At 32.0% G+C, this 19,931-nt stretch carries 14 protein-coding genes; 7 read left to right on the forward strand and 7 right to left on the reverse strand.

Translation table 11 applies throughout. The features are described from left to right. Window positions 1–3,194: immunoglobulin domain-containing protein (locus G6042_RS01960; protein WP_169522580.1), on the reverse strand; the 3,194-nt coding region annotated here is incomplete at its 3' end. An 8-nt stretch (window positions 3,195–3,202) separates the two neighbouring features. After that, entirely contained in the window at window positions 3,203–4,375 is a 1,173-nt protein-coding gene (locus tag G6042_RS01965) for a proline dehydrogenase family protein (protein ID WP_169522581.1), read from the reverse strand. Between the two features lie 87 nt (window positions 4,376–4,462). On the opposite strand from G6042_RS01965, the gene aroB reads away from it, so the two are divergent. Beyond that, window positions 4,463–5,530: a 3-dehydroquinate synthase gene (aroB, locus tag G6042_RS01970; protein ID WP_169522582.1), complete on the forward strand. Its 1,068-nt coding sequence runs from the start codon at window positions 4,463–4,465 to the stop codon at window positions 5,528–5,530. 95 nt (window positions 5,531–5,625) lie between these two features. Here aroB and G6042_RS01975 read toward each other — a convergent pair whose 3' ends face one another. Next, window positions 5,626–7,017, reverse strand: a complete 1,392-nt coding sequence (locus tag G6042_RS01975; RefSeq protein ID WP_169522583.1) for a T9SS type A sorting domain-containing protein — start codon at window positions 7,015–7,017, stop codon at window positions 5,626–5,628. Between the two features lie 362 nt (window positions 7,018–7,379). Between G6042_RS01975 and G6042_RS01980 the strand changes: the two genes are divergently transcribed. The 5 genes from G6042_RS01980 (at window position 7,380) to G6042_RS01995 (ending at window position 12,461) form a co-directional block, all read left to right on the forward strand. Beyond that, a complete protein-coding gene (locus tag G6042_RS01980) occupies window positions 7,380–9,038 on the forward strand; it encodes a hypothetical protein (protein ID WP_169522584.1) in 1,659 nt (552 codons plus the stop codon). A 226-nt stretch (window positions 9,039–9,264) separates the two neighbouring features. Next, window positions 9,265–9,444, forward strand: a complete 180-nt coding sequence (locus G6042_RS14185) for a hypothetical protein (RefSeq protein ID WP_211161616.1) — start codon at window positions 9,265–9,267, stop codon at window positions 9,442–9,444. A 61-nt stretch (window positions 9,445–9,505) separates the two neighbouring features. Next, the gene (locus G6042_RS01985) at window positions 9,506–10,909 is read left to right on the forward strand and encodes a type III PLP-dependent enzyme domain-containing protein (protein ID WP_169522585.1); all 1,404 of its coding nucleotides are present in this window, start codon (window positions 9,506–9,508) and stop codon (window positions 10,907–10,909) included. Window positions 10,910–11,055: 146 nt separating this feature from the next. Further along, on the forward strand, window positions 11,056–12,030 hold the full coding sequence (locus G6042_RS01990) for a deoxyhypusine synthase family protein (protein WP_169522586.1): 975 nt from the start codon (window positions 11,056–11,058) through the stop codon (window positions 12,028–12,030). Between the two features lie 11 nt (window positions 12,031–12,041). After that, a complete protein-coding gene (locus G6042_RS01995) occupies window positions 12,042–12,461 on the forward strand; it encodes a DNA primase (RefSeq protein WP_169522587.1) in 420 nt (139 codons plus the stop codon). Between the two features lie 107 nt (window positions 12,462–12,568). On the opposite strand, the gene G6042_RS02000 is transcribed toward G6042_RS01995, so the two are convergent. The 3 genes from G6042_RS02000 to G6042_RS02010 all read right to left on the reverse strand — a co-directional run bounded on the left by G6042_RS02000 (window position 12,569) and on the right by G6042_RS02010 (window position 17,502). Further along, on the reverse strand, window positions 12,569–13,090 hold the full coding sequence (locus G6042_RS02000) for a DinB family protein (protein ID WP_169522588.1): 522 nt from the start codon (window positions 13,088–13,090) through the stop codon (window positions 12,569–12,571). A gap of 10 nt (window positions 13,091–13,100) precedes the next feature. Next, the gene (locus G6042_RS02005; RefSeq protein ID WP_169522589.1) at window positions 13,101–15,671 is read right to left on the reverse strand and encodes a phosphoenolpyruvate carboxylase; all 2,571 of its coding nucleotides are present in this window, start codon (window positions 15,669–15,671) and stop codon (window positions 13,101–13,103) included. Between the two features lie 211 nt (window positions 15,672–15,882). Continuing rightward, the gene (locus tag G6042_RS02010) at window positions 15,883–17,502 is read right to left on the reverse strand and encodes an ABC-F family ATP-binding cassette domain-containing protein (RefSeq protein ID WP_169522617.1); all 1,620 of its coding nucleotides are present in this window, start codon (window positions 17,500–17,502) and stop codon (window positions 15,883–15,885) included. A gap of 172 nt (window positions 17,503–17,674) precedes the next feature. Between G6042_RS02010 and G6042_RS02015 the strand changes: the two genes are divergently transcribed. Beyond that, entirely contained in the window at window positions 17,675–19,078 is a 1,404-nt protein-coding gene (locus G6042_RS02015) for a TlpA family protein disulfide reductase (RefSeq protein ID WP_169522590.1), read from the forward strand. A 68-nt stretch (window positions 19,079–19,146) separates the two neighbouring features. Here G6042_RS02015 and fsa read toward each other — a convergent pair whose 3' ends face one another. Continuing rightward, a complete protein-coding gene (fsa, locus tag G6042_RS02020) occupies window positions 19,147–19,803 on the reverse strand; it encodes a fructose-6-phosphate aldolase (protein WP_169522591.1) in 657 nt (218 codons plus the stop codon). Between the last annotated feature and the right edge of the window lie 128 nt (window positions 19,804–19,931).

Below are 19,931 nucleotides of genomic sequence, written 5' to 3' on the forward strand. Positions count from 1 at the left end.
CCTAAAATCTCCGCTATTTTGGTCGTTAAATTGAAACTCTCATAACCTACTGCACCTGTGTAATCACATAAATGGTAATCTGTTGGCTCGGTCGCTTCTGGCGTTGGGTTGACGATTAATTCTAGTTCGACAACTTCAAAACAACCAGAAGTAGCAGATTCTACTCTAATATAGATTGTTTGATTCCATGGATTTATATTAGGATAACTCGTTGGACTTGGGATAATTGTTCCATCGATAATAGCATCTGTTTCGGTTTCGTGATAAGTTACTGTATAAGTATTACTTCCTATTATAGAAGAAATAGCACTTGTCAAATCAAAAACAGAAAAACCATCATTATTTGGATCACATAATTCTAACGGTAACGGATTTGGGTTAACTACAACATCATTTACAAATGGATTAACCACAAAGTTAAACGGTGCTGACGTACAATTTCCAACAGTTTGAATAGCAACAATAGTATGATTTCCTGCTGATAAATTATTAAAAACAGGGGAAATTTGAGGTGTTGAACCATCCAATGAATATACAAACTCATTTCCTAAAGGACTAGTTACAACAACTTGGTTTCCACTACAATTTTCGATAATATCAATAGCCACAACAGGTTCCGGTATAATTGTTACCTCAACGGGTTGAATAGTTGAACAACTTCCATTAGTCAATCGAATATAATAAGTTCCATCAGTATCAACCGCATTGGGGTTATTCAAAACCACTGTTCCAGCTGAATCTTGCCAATACGTTAGTGTTCCTGTTGAGCTTCCTGCGGTAACCGAAGCTACTGTTAAATCTACTGTTACAGGAGAACAAACGGTTGAAGGATTCGTAATTACCAAAGTTGGATTTGGATTAACCGTTACCACAACTGGTTGAATAGTTGAACAAATTCCATTAGTTAATTTAATATAATAAGTTCCATCTGCTGTAATTGCATTTGGATTATTCAAAACAGTGGTTCCTGCAGCATTTGTCCAATAAGACAATGTTCCCGTAGAACTTCCAGCTGTAACCGAAGCTAATGTCAAATCTACCGTTGATGGTGAACAAACCGCTGGTGGATTTGTGATTACCAAAGTAGAACTTGGATTAATAGTCACAACAACAGGCTGAATAGTAGAACAACTTCCATTAGTCAATCTGATATAGTACGTTCCACTACTTGTAACAGCATTTGGATTATTCAAAACAGTAGTTCCTGCTGAGTTTGTCCAATAAGTCAATGTTCCTGCAGAACTTCCTGCGGTAACAGAAGCAACTGTTAAATCTACTGTTGCAGGAGAACAAACCGCTGGTGGATTCGTAATAACTAAAGTTGGACTTGAATTAATTGTTACCTGAACTTGTTGAATAGTTGAACAACTTCCATTAGTCAATCGAATATAGTAAATTCCATCCGTTGCAATTGCAGTTGGATTATTCAAGACTATCGTTCCTGCCGAGTTTGTCCAATAAGTCAATGTTCCTGGAGAACTTCCCGCTGTAACCGAAGCTAATGTTAAATCTACAGTTGATGGTGAACAAATCGTTGGTGGATTTGTGATTACCAAGGTTGGTGAAGAAGTAACAACAATTGTCATTGAAGTTCTTGAAGCACACTGCTCAGGATTTGGTGTAAAAACATAGGTACCAGTATTCATATTATCAACAACAGCTGGCGACCAAGTACCTGTTTTACCATTCAAAGAAGTTAAAGGTAAGTTAGGTATAGTTTGTCCAGCACAATATGGTCCTAATTGAGTAAAAGTAGGTACTGTTGTAGATGCTGTTAATGAAGCACCGCAAACGCCATTCCATGTTAAAGAGAAAGTAACGGTTTGTCCTGGAGCAACTCCTGGAACAGAAAAATTTGAAGGTGAAACATGTGTTCCTATTACAGGTGTTCCACCATCTATAGAATACGAATAGGTAAAATTAGTTTGCCCTATATTATTAAAATCAAATGCTACACTGGTTGGAGTAGAATTAGCTACATCACAAAATAATTGTGGTGCTTGTGAAGGCGGTGTATTACTAACAATAACAACAATTGCTACCCTAGGACTTTCACATGCTCCAATAGTTTGACTTACATAATAAGTTGTTGTTCCATTAGCGGTAGTTGATGGAGTTGGCGCTGTACTTGAAACTGTTCCACCAGTAGCATTAGTTCCATACCAATTTAATGTTCCTCCTGCTGATGGAGTTGCTGTCAATGCTGATGCTGTAGCATTTTGACAATAAGTTATTGGTGATACAACAGTAGGTGTTAACGAAGTTCCAATACTAATTGTAACAGAAGAACTTATTGAAACATTACAAACATTCGTGGCTGTCAAAGTCAATGTAATAGTTCCAGTTGCTGTTGAAGGAACATTATAATTAGAATTTAGCGCTGTTGGCGCACTAAATGTTCCTCCAGAATCAGAAGTCCATTGTAATGACTGATATCCTTGCGCTGTTCCTGTCAAATTAACAACAGAACCTGGACTAACACATGATGTTGGAGAAGCAGTAGCATTAACTGTAAAAGGCGGAACTGGAGCAGTACATCCTTCGTTTACATAAGTTGGAACTCCCGAAGGACTAAAATTAACAGCAGCTCCATCTTGCTCCGCTAATGTTCCTCCTGAAACTCCAAAAATATTAACCAAATTACTTCTTTCATAAGTTACAGTATCTGAACAAGTTCCTCCAAATGATATCGACAATGTTCTAGTTCCTGGTGTTGGATTATAATTACCAAAATGACCTCCAGTTACTGAATTATTATTTTGAAAAATAATGTATAAAGTACTAGTTAATGAATTAAAAGAATTGTAGTTTATCGTAAAATTTTGACTAGTAACAAGTAAAACAGTTGAGTTGGCCGGTAAAACTCCACCTGTAGGTTCTAAAACTTGACCACAATTTCCTGCTGCAATAATAGAAGCATTTATTGAAGCTACTTTTGCCGCAGTTGTTGCATTTTGAATGACACCTGTCCATGCATTAGATGGCCAATTTACACTCAAATTAGCAACATTTAAAGGGTTTGGTCCTACTCTAAACCTAACCATCTCATTAAAACCTTCATCATTTGAAGGGGAAGTTGCAGAACAAGCATCAACCAAAATAGTTTGAATATCAACGCACTGAGCGTTTATATTTCTAACAAAAATTAAAAGTAATAATGTTATTAAATACTTTGAAGTAAATTTAATTTTCATGAAATTCATTATTTAGTGCTTTTTCTTCTATCGCGTTCTGCTTTCAACAAATTTAGTTCTCTGCTGGTTTGTCCAGCTACTGATGTATTTTCTTCAGCACGACGAATTAAATAAGGCATAACATCGCGAACTGGTCCAAAAGGTAAATATTTAGCAACATTATAACCGTTTTGAGCAAGATTGTAACTGATATTATCGCTCATTCCATATAATTGTCCAAACCAAATTCGATTATCATTTTTTGCAATATTCATTTTTTGCATTAAATCCATCAAATTATACGAGCTTTCTTCATTGTGTGTTCCTGCAAAAATGGACATCTTTTCTAAGTTTTCCATCATATAAATTACGGTTGTGTCATAATTTATATCGGTTGCTTCTTTTGAGGCACAAATTGGTGTTGGATAACCTTTTTCTTCCGCACGCTTATTTTCTTTTTCCATATAAGCACCGCGAACCAATTTCATTCCAATGTGGAAATTCTCGGTTTTAGCTATGTTGTGTAGTTTTTTCAAATAATCCAATCTATCCCAACGATATAATTGCAATGTATTGAAAACAATAGCTTTATCTTTATTGTATTTGCGCATCATATCGGTTACTAAATCATCGGCTGCATCTTGCATCCAACTTTCTTCACCATCAATTAATAATGCTACATCTTTTTCGTGAGCTGTTTTACAGACAATATCAAATCGTTCTACGACTCTATTCCATTCTACTTGCTCTTCGGGAGTTAACGGTTGTTTTTCTCCTAATTTTTCATAAAGATAAAAACGACCAAAACCTGTAGGTTTAAACACGGCAAAAGGAATAGCAAGTCGTTCTTTGGCAAACTCAATGGTTTTCAACGTCATTTCCAAAGCAGCGTCAAACTGTTCTTCTTCTTCTTTTCCTTCCACCGAATAATCCAAAACAGACGAAACGCCTTTAGTAAACATTTTATCTACAACAGTTAAACAATCATCTTCGGTCGTTCCGCCACAAAAATGATCAAAAACCGTAGCTCTAATCAATCCTTCAACAGGTAAATGTGCTTTTAAAGCAAAATTAGTTACCGCAGTTCCAATTCGAACAAGCGGTTCATTAGCAATCATTTTAAACAAAAAGTAAGCTCTATCTAATTCGGTATCAGTTTTTAGCGCAAAAGCAACTTCGGTATTATTGAAAATCTTTTCCATATTTGTATAATAATGCCGCAAATATAAATAGTATAAAGTGATAATAAATTAAAATTTACGTTATTTTTGGAGCATAATTTAAAGATAATGCAACACATAGAAGCAAACGGTTACTCCGTTTTTTTTAACGAAAAAGGATATACTTCTTTGAACCATTTTATCTCTCAAAGAAACTATTCCAATATTTTTATAATTTCGGATACCAATTCAAATGAAAATTGTTTGCCTAAGTTTCTTTCTTTGCTTGAAACGGACAAAAACAATGAGATTATTGAAATTGAACCAGGCGAAACCGAAAAAAACATCACAACTTGTGTTGAAATTTGGTCTATACTAACTGAACTTGGTGCTGACAGAAAATCGCTTCTAATCAATATTGGCGGCGGAGTTATTACAGATATTGGCGGATTTATTGCTTCTACATTTAAAAGAGGAATTGATTTTATAAATATTCCAACTACGCTTTTAGCTATGGTTGATGCGTCTATTGGCGGGAAAAACGGCGTGGATTTAGGCAATTTAAAAAACCAAATTGGCGTTATTAATGTGCCAAAAATGGTTATCATCGACACCGATTTTCTTTCAACTTTACCCCAAAACGAAATGCGTTCAGGATTGGCAGAAATGCTGAAACACGGATTAATTTTTGATGAAAAATATTGGAACGAATTCAAAGATTTAAACCAAAAAGATTTTGCCGATTTTGACCAATTAATTCATCGTTCGGTTGAAATTAAAAACGAAATCGTGATGCAAGATCCAACCGAAAACGGAATTAGAAAAGCACTAAATTTTGGTCATACACTTGGTCATGCTATAGAAAGTTATTTTCTTGAAAACGAAAGCAAAAAAACCTTACTACACGGCGAAGCTATTGCCATTGGAATGATTTTGGAAAGTTTTCTTTCCTATGAAAAAGAACTTATTTCAAGAGAAGAATATCAAGAAATAAAGTATGTTCTAAAAGAAATCTATCCATTTATAGAATTCGATAAAAATGATATTGAACAAATAATAAAACTATTATCTTTTGACAAAAAAAATGAATACGGGAAAATTCTTTTTGTTCTGCTTGACAAAATCGGAAACATAAAAATCAATCAACAAATCAACAACGAATCAATTTTTAAAGCATTCGAAGACTATCATTTATAAATCTCCTGTTTTATTACTTTCTATTTTAGAAAGCACAAAAAAATGCCTAACTTAAAATTAAGTTAGACACTTTCCTACTTATTAAGTAAACTTAACTATTGCTTAACAATTTTTTTAGTAAAAACTCCTCCGTTATTAGAGTAACTTTTCACAAAATAAACTCCTGAATTCAAATCAGAAATATTGATTTGAGGAATATTATCAGAAGAAGTTATGTGTTTTACAGTTCTTCCGTTAATATCTACAACAGAAATAATTTCTACATCTACAGAACTAACAATATTTAATACATCTTTTGTAGGATTCGGATACAACGAGATTTCATTTTTAATATTATTATCTATTCCTAAATCATCTACACAAGTAACCTGAGTCGGAATATTACTATTTGTTGTTGTACCATCTCCATTTCCTAATTGATATAGGTTATCTGTTCCCCAAGCCCAGATTGAAGTATCATCTTTTACAGCTCCAAAATGAAAACCACCAACTCTTAATGTTAAAGTTTTCCAATCATCATCTGTTCCTACTTGCTGTGGAGCTAAATCATTTGTATTACCAGCAGTTCCTCCTGTAATACCGCCATGATTAACACCAAAAGCATAAAGTGTATTATCACTTTTTATAACAGCAGAAGCATCCCAAGATGTAGCAATTTGCTTATAATTAGAAGCCGATTCTATAGCTTGCGGAGTTCTAAAATATTGTGCTCCAGCATCAACAATTCCTAATCTTCCATGTCCACTATATCCCCATCCAAAAAGCTTTCCTGTTGTTTTTAATCCTAAAACATGATAAACACCACAAGAAACATCACTCCAATTTGTGTCTGTTCCTATTTGAACAAAAACAGTAGATTCTCCACTTATAGCACCCGTTCCTGTTTGCCCTTCTATATTAGTTCCTGTAGACCATAATGTTCCATTTGTTTTAATTCCAAATGAGTTATAATATCCAGCAGATGTTTTTGACCAATCTGTAGAAAGAGAAGATTCCTGTTGCCAAGTATTATACCAACCTACACTTGTTCCCATACCTAGACAACCCCAGTCATTATAACCTGAACCCCACATTGTACCATCATTTTTAACAATCATTGTATGATGATAACCTGCAGAAAAAGATGATACGTTTGATTGCATCAAAACTGGAGAATACTGATCTATGTTGTTTCCGTTAGCCAAATTACCGTATTGGTTATCTCCCCAACCATAAAGATCATTATTAGTTTTTTTTGCTAGAACAAACCAACGCCCAACAGAAATATCCGTCCAATCTGTATCTGTTCCTATCTGTGTAGGATGTTGTACAATTGTTGTTACTCCTGATCCATTACCAAGAATCCCATTAATATTTTGTCCCCACATCCAAAGTGTTCCATCTTCTTTCAAAGCAACACTAAAAGTTTCTCCTTGTGAGAATTTTTTCCATCCTGAAATGGAACATTGTGCATTTGCATTTGTATATACAGTTGCAAATAAAACCATTGTTAAAACCAACTTAAATGTCTTAACTAAAGACAAAAAATAGTAAAAATGCTTCATAATTATAGGGTAATTTAAAAGTTAATACAACAAATTTAATTAGTCTCTACTCTACTTACAATCACAAAGCGTAAGGAATTACATAAAAAATAACAGTGGGGATTTATTCTTTTTTTATTACATTCTAAGTTTTAAAAGAAATAAAAACATCTATTAAAAAAAAGGATGAAATAACACCCAAAATATTAAAATACAAATAGTTAACTAAAAAAAATAAAGAGAGTAATTCATAATTAATTACATTTGATTTAAGGTATGCTTTATTCAAATCCCTACATTTACTCCTACAAATTTAATCTCATAATATGAAACGACATTACTTACTTACACTCTTTTCAATTTTTGTTTCATTTTATACAAACGCTCAGAAATCAACACAAGAAATTGATAAAGTATTACAAGAAATAACAAAAGAGAGTAATCTTTTAAAAAGAATTGAAGAAATAGAAAACATATTCAATATCTCACAAAAGATAGGATATACAGATGGAATGATTATAAGTGGAAGACTGTTGATGTTGAACGCATCTAGAATGAGTGATTATGAAAATGTGATAAAAACAGGAGATAAAATAAAAAACTTAAAACCTGTAACAAACAAAAATCTAAATGCTCCTTTTTCAGATATCTTTCGCATGAACGGGTTAGCTAAATCGTATTTAGGATTTAGTGATATTGCTTTTCAAGAATTTAAAAAAGCTTTGGAATATGGAAATAAAATAGAATCTTATAACTCTAGACATTACAAACTGTCTTTGATTTATGAAAATATCACGATCTGCTACGAAAACGAAATAAAAAAAGAAGACAGTATTAGGTATTATCTTGAAAAAAGTATTGAAAAATCAAAAATGATAAAAGATGATGGTATAGACATTTCTGTAAATCATAAATATGACGCAATCGCAAATACTTATAATTTACTAGGTGATTTCTATATGAAGGATGGAAAGCATAAAAACATAAAAAAAGCCGGGGAATATTACAAACTTTGTGTTAACCTTCATGAAAAATATGAAACTCTTTTGACAAATAAAATTTTCTCTCTGTTATCTTTAGGAGAATATTATCATAAAGTGGGTAAATATAAAGACGCAACTGAAACATTAGAAAAATCTTTACAATTAGAAAAAGGCGCTTCCAACCCTTTGAACAGACTATTGGCTTTTCGGATTCTAACAAAATCTTATATTGAGTTAAACCAACCTGAAAAATCCAAAAAGTTTTTAGATGATTATACCACACTCCGCGACAGTATTGAATACACAAAAAAAAAATCAATTAACAAAATTATTGATACTATTTCTTTAAAAGAACATGAAAAACATAAGACATCTTTAAACAATATTTTAATTACAAGTACAATATTTTTCCTTATATGTGGACTGATTATATTCATTTCCTGGAAAAGACATAATAAAAAACTACATAACAATTACAAAAAACTGATGAAAAAAATAAAACAGGAGAACAAATTTGACAAGAACAATTTATTAGATAACACTATTATTTCAGAAGGAGAAAATATAAAGAACAATATTTTTTCTATTAATAAAAAATCAAACCTATATTCAGGGAATTTCCAAAATAACACCACAAATATTGTAAATGAAACCGTTAACAGCATCTTAAAAAAACTGGAAAAATTTGAAAAACAAAAAAAATATATTAAAAAAGATGTCAACCTAGCAAGTCTTGCCACATATTTAGGTACAAATACAAAATACTTATCTGAAATTATCAAATTACATAAAGAGAAATCGTATAGTTCTTATATCAACGGTTTAAGAATAGATTATATTGTGTCTCTATTGTATGAAGAGCCAAAATACAGAGAATACAAAATTAGCTATTTGGGAGAATTATGTGGATTTGCTTCTCGGGAAGTTTTTAGTATAGTATTTAAAAAAGAAACAGGAATTACTCCATTTTATTTTATTGAAAATCTAAAAAAGAAGATATAGTAACATGTCTATAAAGTGATATTGAACAAATATAAAGCTATTATCATTCAACAAAAAATAATGCAAAAAAATCTAATTTGCTTTACTTACCAAAATCGAAAAAGAGGAAAACAACTAAACAATTAATAATCAAATAATTACATTCATTTTTAAAAACCATAAATCTTAATATATTTTTCATATCAATAGTTGTAATTCGATTTAATATTTTTTTACATTTGCCGTAATGAAAAAATCGGTTAAGACTTCTGATTACAACAACTACGAAAAAGAAATTAACATAAATTTCTCCGTTTTCATTACACATTTTTTTAGTGTAAAAAATGTTGTTAGTTCATTATGCTCAGAAATTGCTTTCCTTTTTAATGAAAAACTACCCATTATCTATGCAAACATTAGAGTTTGAATAATGGATTATTTTGTTTTATTAAAATATCATAATCCTTTAAAAAATTCAAATTACACTAATGAATACTAAATATTTTGACCTTATCAACCAAACGTATTATTTTCCACAAGAAGAATTTACATTAAATAAAGATAGTGCGTTACTTTTTCACAATATCGATTTAATGAAATTGGTTGAACAATATGGAACACCATTAAAATTCACTTATTTACCTCAAATTTCCAATAACATAAAAAAAGCCAAAAATTGGTTTAGAAATGCTATGGAAAAAAATGCTTATGAAGGTAAATACTACTACTGTTATTGCACAAAAAGTTCTCATTTTGAATATGTCATGAATGAAGCTTTCAAAAACAATATTCACGTAGAAACATCATCAGCATTTGACATTAATATTGTTGAAAATTTACTCGAAAACGGTAAAATCAACAAAAGCACTTATATTATTTGTAACGGTTTTAAAAGAGATCAATACATTACCAATATTGCTCGATTGATAAACAATGGTCATAAAAATACCATTCCAATTATCGATAATTATGAAGAACTTGATTTGCTTCAAGCGGAAATTAAAGGAAAATTTAAAATTGGAATTAGAATTGCAGCCGAAGAAGAACCAAAATTTGAGTTTTATACTTCTCGTTTAGGAATTGGTTACAAAAACATTTTAGCTTTTTACAAAAAACAAATTCAGGAAAATGATAATTTGGAGTTGAAAATGCTTCACTTTTTTATCAACACCGGAATAAACGATACGGCTTATTATTGGAACGAATTGGTAAAATGTATTAAAGTTTACATCCAATTAAAAAAAGAATGTCCTTCGCTGGATGGTTTAAATATTGGCGGCGGATTTCCAATAAAAAATTCTTTGGCTTTTGAATATGATTACCAATATATGATTGACGAAATTATCAATCAAATAAAAATTGCGTGTGAAGAAGCAGAAGTTGATGTTCCAAATATTTTTACCGAATTTGGTTCCTTTACCGTTGGCGAATCAGGCGGCGCAATTTATCAAGTTTTATATCAAAAACAACAAAATGATAGAGAAGCTTGGAACATGATTGACAGTTCATTTATCACTACTTTACCTGATACATGGGCAATTAACAAACGATTTATCTTGCTTGCTATTAATAGATGGAACGATACGTATGAACGCGTTTTATTGGGTGGAATGACTTGTGATAGTGATGATTATTACAATTCTGAACAAAATATGAATGCTATTTATTTGCCAAAATACAACAAAGAAAAACCTTTATACATTGGATTTTTCAATACTGGTGCTTATCAAGAAACGATTGGTGGATACGGTGGTTTACATCACTGTTTAATTCCACAACCCAAACATATTTTGATAGATAGAGACAAAAACGGAATTTTAGCAACCGAAGTTTTCTCTGAACAACAAACTGCCGATGATGTGTTAAAAATATTAGGTTACAACAAAAAATAATTCATTAAAAAACTATTATTTTTAACAGAATTAAATTAAAAAAACTGTTTGCGGTTATAGAAAAAAAGATTTTCTTTGAGCCATAAACTAAAAACATCCGAAGCAATCCTAATAAATTAGAATACAACGGAATAAATAAAAAGAAGATGAGTAAAGGACCAATTAGTCAGTTTATAGAAAAAAATTACCTTCATTTCAACGCTGCGGCTTTAGTTGATGCGGCAAAAGGATATGAAGAACATTTGCTTGACAACGGAAAAATGATGATTACATTGGCTGGAGCAATGAGTACAGCCGAACTTGGAAAATCATTAGCCGAAATGATACGTCAAGACAAAGTGCATATTATTTCGTGTACAGGAGCAAATTTAGAAGAAGATATCATGAACCTTGTTGCTCATAATTCTTATAAAAGAGTTCCAAATTACAGAGATTTATCGCCTCAAGAAGAATGGGATTTATTGGAAAACCACTATAATAGAGTTACCGATACCTGTATTCCAGAAGAAGAAGCTTTCCGTAGATTACAATCACATTTATATGACATTTGGAACAATGCCGATTCAAAAGGAGAACGCTATTTTCCACATGAATTTATGTACCAAATGATTAATTCAGGCGTTTTACAACAATACTACGAAATCGATCCAAAAGATTCATGGATGGTTGCAGCAGCCGAAAAAAATCTACCAATTGTAGTTCCAGGATGGGAAGACAGCACAATGGGAAATATTTTTGCTTCCTATTGTATCAAAGGCACTTTCAAACCTACTACAATGAAAAGCGGAATTGAATACATGATGTGGTTAGCTGATTGGTACACAAACAATTGTGAAGGAAAAGGAATTGGTTTCTTCCAAATTGGTGGTGGAATTGCAGGTGATTTCCCAATTTGTGTTGTTCCAATGCTTTACCAAGATATGGAAATGCACGATGTTCCATTTTGGAGTTATTTTTGCCAAATTTCCGATTCAACCACAAGTTATGGTTCTTATTCTGGAGCAGTTCCAAATGAGAAAATCACATGGGGAAAACTAGATATTACAACACCCAAATTCATTGTAGAATCTGATGCAACAATCGTTGCACCATTGATTTTTGCATACATACTAGATTTATAAAAGATTTTTTTATGAGAAGAATTATTGTAGATTATGCTAAACTAACTGGTGATATTCTTAACCTATTAGTAGAAAAATTTCCAGAAGGATATGACGATTCAGATATCATTCGTTTTAGAAATGCACAAAACGAATTGATTGAAGCTGTTGAAGTTAGAACCGAAGACACTATTTATTTAGTAAAAGTAAGTACTAAATTGGCAAGCCGAATGGAAAAATTTGATGAAGAAGACGATCTTGATTCAGTAGTGGAACCAATCGAACCAATCAAAGGATTAGATCTTGATGACGACGATATGGCTTCTGACGATGATGATGTGGAAGTTGATCCGTTAAAAGACAAAGGCGGTTCTGATGACGACGATGACGATGCCGATGATGATGATTTTGCTGATAGCGACAATTTTGACGACGAAGACGACGAAAAATAAACGTTAAAATTCTAATATTTTAAATCCCAAATTCCAATTGATAATTTCTTGGAATTTGGGATTTTTATTAACCTAATTTTGGAGTTTGGAATTTATTTTTTGGAATTTCACAAAAGATATCTTTCTTCAAAAACCTTTTGATGATGATTTTGATGACCAATAATAATAAATCCCAAAGCACGAACTGACATTGGATTATTGGACGCAATTCCTTTTCGCAGCAATTGTTCTCCCGAAAAAGATTTAAACAAAGACAAACTAGCATGTCGAACAACCAATAATTCAGTTAACAAATCCTGAATGCTTCTTTTATTGGCATTCGCTTCATCAACATAACTATTTTCTTCAAAACCTGGCAATTCGGTTTTATCGTTTCGGGCAAAACGCAAAGCTCTGTAGGCAAAAATTCGTTCGGCATCAATTAGATGTAACAATATATCTTTGATAGTCCATTTTCCTTCAGCATAGCGGTAATCAAATTTGTCCATAGGAATTTCTCGAACAAATTTCACCAATCGATGTACCGAAATTTCGAGTTCTTCAACTAAAGTATATTCATCTGAAACTTGTGCTAAATAATTAGCATAAAACTGACCGTATTCGTTAGGTTGTAATTGGGATATTTTCATAAATTAAATTTTAAGCCGAATTTCTACTCGCATTTGTATTTCCAAATAACGAACGTGTTACTAACTTTTCATAAACTTCATTCAACGCTGCGTTGTTTCCATTGCGGATTTGAGTTAAAGCATATTGCTGTATCGTCAATAAAGGTCGGACAATTTGTTCTCGCATAACAATAGAAGCTTTTCCATCTGGATAGTTTTCCATCAATTCTTGATGACCAGCAATTTTGAGTAATAATCGTTTGGTTTCCAAAAACTCATCATAAATAATCTGCCAAAAATCACCAAAAACAGCGTCATCTTTCATGTATGAAGTCAATGGAAAAAATGATTTTGCCAAAGACATCATACTGTTTTCCAATAGTGTTTTAAAGAAAAGTGAGTTATCATACAACGACTGAACTTTTTCCCATTGATTGGTTTCTTCAAAATGTTTTAAAGCCGTTCCAACACCAAAAAATCCGGGAACATTTTGTTTTAATTGGCTCCACGAACCCACAAAAGGAATAGCACGCAAATCAGCAAAATCTAATTTATCATCTGCGTTTCGCTTTGATGGACGACTTCCAATATTGGTTTTTGAGTAATATTTCAGCGTACTCATTTGCTCCAAATAAGGCAAAAACTTCGGATGGTTTTTAAAATCAATATATTTTTGATAACCAATAGTTGCCAATTCATCAATTATTGCTTTATCAGAAATAGATAAATTATTTTCGTCTTTGTTAAAAATTTGATTAGTAACTCCAGCACTTAAAAGATTTTCCAAATTGTGTCGGCACGAATCCAATGTTCCAAAATTAGAACTAATCGTTTGACCTTGAACCGTTAACTGAATTTCTTGATTTTCAATCGTTGAACCTAATGAAGCGTAGAATTTATGCGTTTTTCCACCACCGCGAGCTGGCGGTCCGCCGCGACCATCAAAGAAAATTACTTTTATACCATATTTTCGAGAAACTTCGGTGATGGTTTCTTTGGCTTTAAAAATACTCCAATTCGCCATCAAATAACCGCCATCTTTTGTCCCGTCTGAAAAACCTAACATCACTGTTTGTTTGTCTCTTCGTTGTTTCAAATGATTGCGATAGCTTTCATTGGTATAAAGTTGTTCCAAAACCAAATGTGCTTTTTGCAAATCATCCACCGATTCAAAAAGCGGCACAATATCAACCGAAGGATTTTGCCAACCCGACAGTTTGAACATCGCAAAGGTTTCCATTACGTTCAAAGCACTTTCATTATTGCTGATAATGTAACGATTTGCGCCAAGTTCGCCATTTTTTTCCTGAATAGTTTTTATTGCTCGAATGGATTCTAAAGTAGAAATAGTCAATTCATCCTGAAAAGCATTCGGCTGTAAATCGCAATTTACTTTTTCTAAAACCTGAAACTTTTCGGTTTCATTCAATTCAGAATAATTACTCGGAAAATCACTTTTAGCATTGGTAACAAAATGATTTACAACATCTTTAAAAACTTTGTTGTGAATTTTACTATTCTGACGAATGTCAAGCGATGCAAAATGAAAACCAAAATTATTCACTTTTTGCAACAACGAATTCACTTCATCAATATACAACGATTGATGATGATTGATGATGATTTCTCGTATTTTAAACAGCTTGCTTTTCAATTCATTAATCGTGATAAATATTTCGCCTTGTGAGTAAAAAACCGAACGATACAATTTGTTTTCCAGTTCAAAAACCAAAGTATCAACACCATTAAATGTCAATTTTCTTCTTAAACTTCTAATTTCAAAATAGTAACATTTCAAAATAGATGTTCGAAGTCTTTCGGCAACTTTTAGTGTAATTTCGGTCGTTACAAACGGATTTCCATCGCGATCACCACCAGGCCAAAAACCCAAACTAATGATTGAATTATCTATAATTTTGTTGTCGTAAATGTTCTTTTGCAAATATTGCATCATTTCGCCAACAGTTTTATAAAACACGTTTTCAAGATACCAAATCAAACTCACCGCTTCATCAAAAGGCGTTGGTTTTTCTTTTTTAATAAAAGGAGTTTTTCCTAATTGTGCCAAAAGCTGCTTGATTTCAATTAAATCATTTCGGCGAACGGCTTCGGTTAAATCAGTGATAATTCCAAGAACTGAACCAGGATAGAACTGCGTTGGATGTGCTGTTAAAACCGTTCGAACTTTAAAATCTTCAAGAAAAGTGATTAGTTCTTCACGTTTATTTTTGGCTTCCGTTTTTTCTTTTACATCTCGAAGCGAACCTCGACCTTCCATATTATTCACGACAGGAAAAGCGGCATCTTCAATCGCATCAAAAAGTACAATTTGTCGTTCTACATATTGTATAAAACGAAACATGAGATTGATTTTTTCTTCTTCGGAAGCGTTGTCCAAATATTTTTCGGCAAAAAAATCTACTATTTGCTTTGGTGTCCAATTATTCTTAAAACCATTGTCGCAAACTTCTGCAAACAACGGTAGCAAAACTCCGGTATTATCAATAGCATCAAAAGGCAATGTGATAAATACACTATTGTAAATATGATATTTAGACAATACATTCTGATTGAAACGCTCGATTTTTGGTAACGTGTACATGGAAAATAATTTTGGCTTAAATTAATAAAAAAATCAATACTTATAGGTTTAAAGTTTGTTGTCGAAAACATTTTTTAACCACATAGATACATAGTTATAATTTTCTTAAAAATCGTTTTACTCTACATAGAAATATACAGTATGAAAAACGAGATTTCTATATGTCTTAAAATAAAAAAACTCCCAAGCTTTCACTTGGGAGTTTTGTATATTAATTGTACATTTTCTTTCTCAATTCTTGAACTTTTTCATCTTCAAGATATTCATCAAATGTCATATATCTATCGATAACTCCGTTTGGTGTTAGTTCCAAAACTCTATTAGCAACGGTTTGCGCAAACTCGTGATCGTGTGTTGTAAACAAAACCGAACCTTTGAAGTTTTTTAACGAATTATTAAACGCTGTGATGGATTCCAAATCTAAGTGATTGGTTGGTTCATCAAGCATTAAAACATTGGCACGAATCATCATCATACGAGATAACATACAACGTACTTTTTCTCCTCCGGAAAGAACGGTACATTTTTTCAACGCTTCTTCTCCAGAGAAAATCATTTTTCCTAAAAATCCACGAACGTAAACTTCATCGCGTTCTTCTTCGGTTTTCACAAATTGACGTAACCAATCTACTAAATTCAAACTTCCGTCTGTAAAAAACGAACTGTTATCATTTGGTAAATAAGACTGTGTTGTGGTAATTCCCCAATCAAATGTTCCTTCGTCAGCAGTCATATTTCCGTTTAAAATTTCATAAAAAGCTGTTGTTGCACGAGAATCTTTGGAAAAAACAACCACTTTATCGCCTTTTGCCATATTCAAATCTACATTTTTGAACAATACTTCGCCATCAACAGATGCCGCCAAGTTTTGCACATGTAGAATTTGATCTCCAGCTTCACGTTCTACATCAAATATAATCGCTGGATATCTTCTACTTGACGGTTTAATTTCATCAAGATTTAATTTTTCAATCATTTTTTTACGAGAAGTCGCTTGTTTTGACTTTGCCACATTCGCACTAAAACGACGAATAAACTCTTCCAATTCTGCCTTTTTTTCTTCTGCTTTTTTGTTCTGTTGTGCTTTTTGACGCGCTGCTAATTGACTTGACTCGTACCAAAAAGTATAGTTTCCAGAGTAATGATTTATTTTTCCAAAATCGATATCAGAAATATGCGTACAAACCGAGTCTAAAAAGTGTCTGTCGTGAGAAACTACAATTACTGTGTTTTCATAATTTGCCAAGAAATTTTCTAACCAACTGATGGTTTCAAAATCCAAATCATTTGTTGGCTCATCCATTACCAATACGTCAGGATTTCCAAAAAGCGCTTGTGCCAAAAGTACACGAACTTTCATTTTTCCTTCCATTTCACTCATTAAAGTATAATGAAAATCAGGAGAAATTCCAAGATTTGATAACATTGCTCCAGCTTCAGATTCAGCATTCCAACCGTTCATTTCTTCAAACTGCACTTGCAACTCACCTATTCTATCGGCATTTTTATCATCATAATCGGCATACAAAGCATCCATTTCTGTTTTTACAGCATACAAAACTTTGTTTCCCATCATAACCGTTTCTAAAACCGTATGTTCGTCAAACATATTGTGATTTTGGTTTAAAACCGACATACGTTTGCCTGGTTCAAGAATAACTCGTCCCGAAGTTGGATCAATATCACCAGCTAGAATTTTTAAGAAAGTAGATTTTCCGGCACCATTTGCACCAATAACTCCATAACAATTACCTTGCGTAAAGGTGGTGTTAACTTCGTCGAACAAAATTCTTTTACCAAATTGTACCGATAAATTAGAAACTGTAAGCATGAATAGTAATTTTATTAAATTTGGTGCAAAAGTAAGCATTAGTGATTAGTTTTTAGTGATTAGCGATTAGTTTTTTTAGGTTAATTTGTGACTTATGCTATATAACTTTAACTAATGATTAACAGTAAAATCCATTTGGTCTGGATATTTTTGTTTACTTGAATCTATTGGAATGAAAATTGATTTTCTTAAAAAATATTTGTGTTTCACCACGATACTAGCAAGTTTAATTTCTTGCAACAGTAATAAAGAAGGCGAATATGTTGCCTATTTTGGTGGTGAAATCATCAATCCAAATAATCCTTATGTACTTTTTTGTAAAGACAATGAAGTCATTGATTCTATTAAATTAGATGATAACAATCGTTTCTTTATAAAATTTGATTCGTTGGCACCAGGATTATACAGTTTCAAGCATGAACCAGAATACCAGTATGTCTTTTTTGATAAAAACGACAGTATTATGGTTCGAGTAAATTCAAGAGATTTTGACAATTCGGTTGCATTTTGTGGTCGCGGTGATTTAAAAAACAATTTCCTGATGGATTTGTATTTAAAACAAGAAAAAGACAGAAATAGCACTTTTGATGCTTTTGATTATGATTTGAATAAATTCAGTGAAACAGTTGATTCTTCTTATGAAAAAATGCAAGTTTTCTATAGTAATAAGAAAAATGAAATCAAATGGAGTGATGAATTTGATGTAATTGCAAAAGCTGCCGTTGATTTTAACTATTATTCTAAAAAAGAATTATATCCAATGATTCATAAAATCAGAACTGGAAATGATGCTTATGAATCTATTCCGAAAGATTTTTACAATTTTAGAAAAAACATAGATTTTAACACCGAAACTTTATCGAGTTATTCGCCTTTTGTAATGTATTTGTCTCACATGTTGAACAACATGGGAACAATTAATTATCATAATCATTTTACCGAAGCTGATTTGGCTTTAAAAACCAATATCAACAAACTAAATATTGCCGATACGTTAATTAAGAACGAAAAACTAAAAAATGTTATCCTAAACAATATTGCTTTTACTTATTTATTGGAAGATCAAAATATGGCGTACAACCAAGAATTTTTGAAAACCTACCACAAATATTCTACCGATAAAAGTCAGAAAAACGAAATCAATAAAATTGGAAATGCCATCCAATCTTTGAAAGTTGGAAATGATTTACCCGAAGTTGAATTACTTGATGCCAATGGAAAAGTAGTTTCTTCTAAAAACTTTGCAGCAAAAAACACCGTAATTTTCTTCTGGACTTCAAGGGCAAAATCTCACTTTGAAGCTGTTCACAAAAAAATTGTAAATTTCAACAAACAATATCCTAACTATCAATTTATTGCTATTAATCTAAATGACTCGGAAGAACAATGGAAAAAAATACTTTCAAGTTATAAATTCGTTGGAACAACCGAATTACACGCTTCAGATTTTGAAAACATAAAATACAAATGGGCAATCAACAAAATTCATCGAACCATTATTTTGGATAAAAACGGTAAAATTAAAAATGCGTTTGCCAATATATTTGATTCTCAATTTGAAGATAATTTGAAATAACATTATCATTTTATATAAAAAAACGGCTTCCAAAATTGAAAGCCGTTTTTTTATTTATAATTATCTTATTATTGATTTCCTTTAGCATAATCAGCTAAAAACTGAGCTAATCCAATATCAGTTAAAGGATGTTTTAACAATCCTAGTATTGATGATAATGGTCCAGTCATAACATCAGCACCTATTTTTGCACAATTTACAACGTGCATTGTATGACGAACAGAAGCTGCTAAAATCTGCGTTTCAAAACCATAGTTATCATAAATATCTCTGATTTCTTGTATCAAATTCAAACCATCGGTAGAAACATCATCTAATCTTCCTAAAAATGGAGAAACATAAGTTGCTCCAGCTTTTGCAGCCAATAATGCTTGACCAGCAGAAAACACCAAAGTAACGTTGGTTTTAATTCCTTTATCAGAGAAATATTTACATGCTTTTACACCTTCTTTTGTCATTGGTAATTTAACCACGATTTGCTCGTGCAATTCTGCCAATTCTTCACCTTCTCTAATCATTCCATCAAAATCGGTAGCAATAACTTCAGCACTTACATCGCCATCTACAATATTACAGATGTCAACATAATGTTTCAGAATGTTATTTTTTCCTGTAATTCCTTCTTTAGCCATCAACGAAGGATTTGTTGTTACGCCATCCAATACACCAAGTGCTTCTGCTTCTTTAATGTCATTCAAATTGGCTGTGTCAATAAAAAATTTCATAGTTTGTATTTATATAAAAGTTGTGTTTACGTTTTTTAACGGTGCAAAGTTATGAATTTTAAATTCCAATATCAAAATACCAAATTCCAATATTAATATTAAAAACTAATCACTATTTACTATTCACT

Origin of the sequence: Flavobacterium solisilvae (genome assembly GCF_012911605.1) — a bacterium.
Classification (GTDB): domain Bacteria; phylum Bacteroidota; class Bacteroidia; order Flavobacteriales; family Flavobacteriaceae; genus Flavobacterium; species Flavobacterium solisilvae.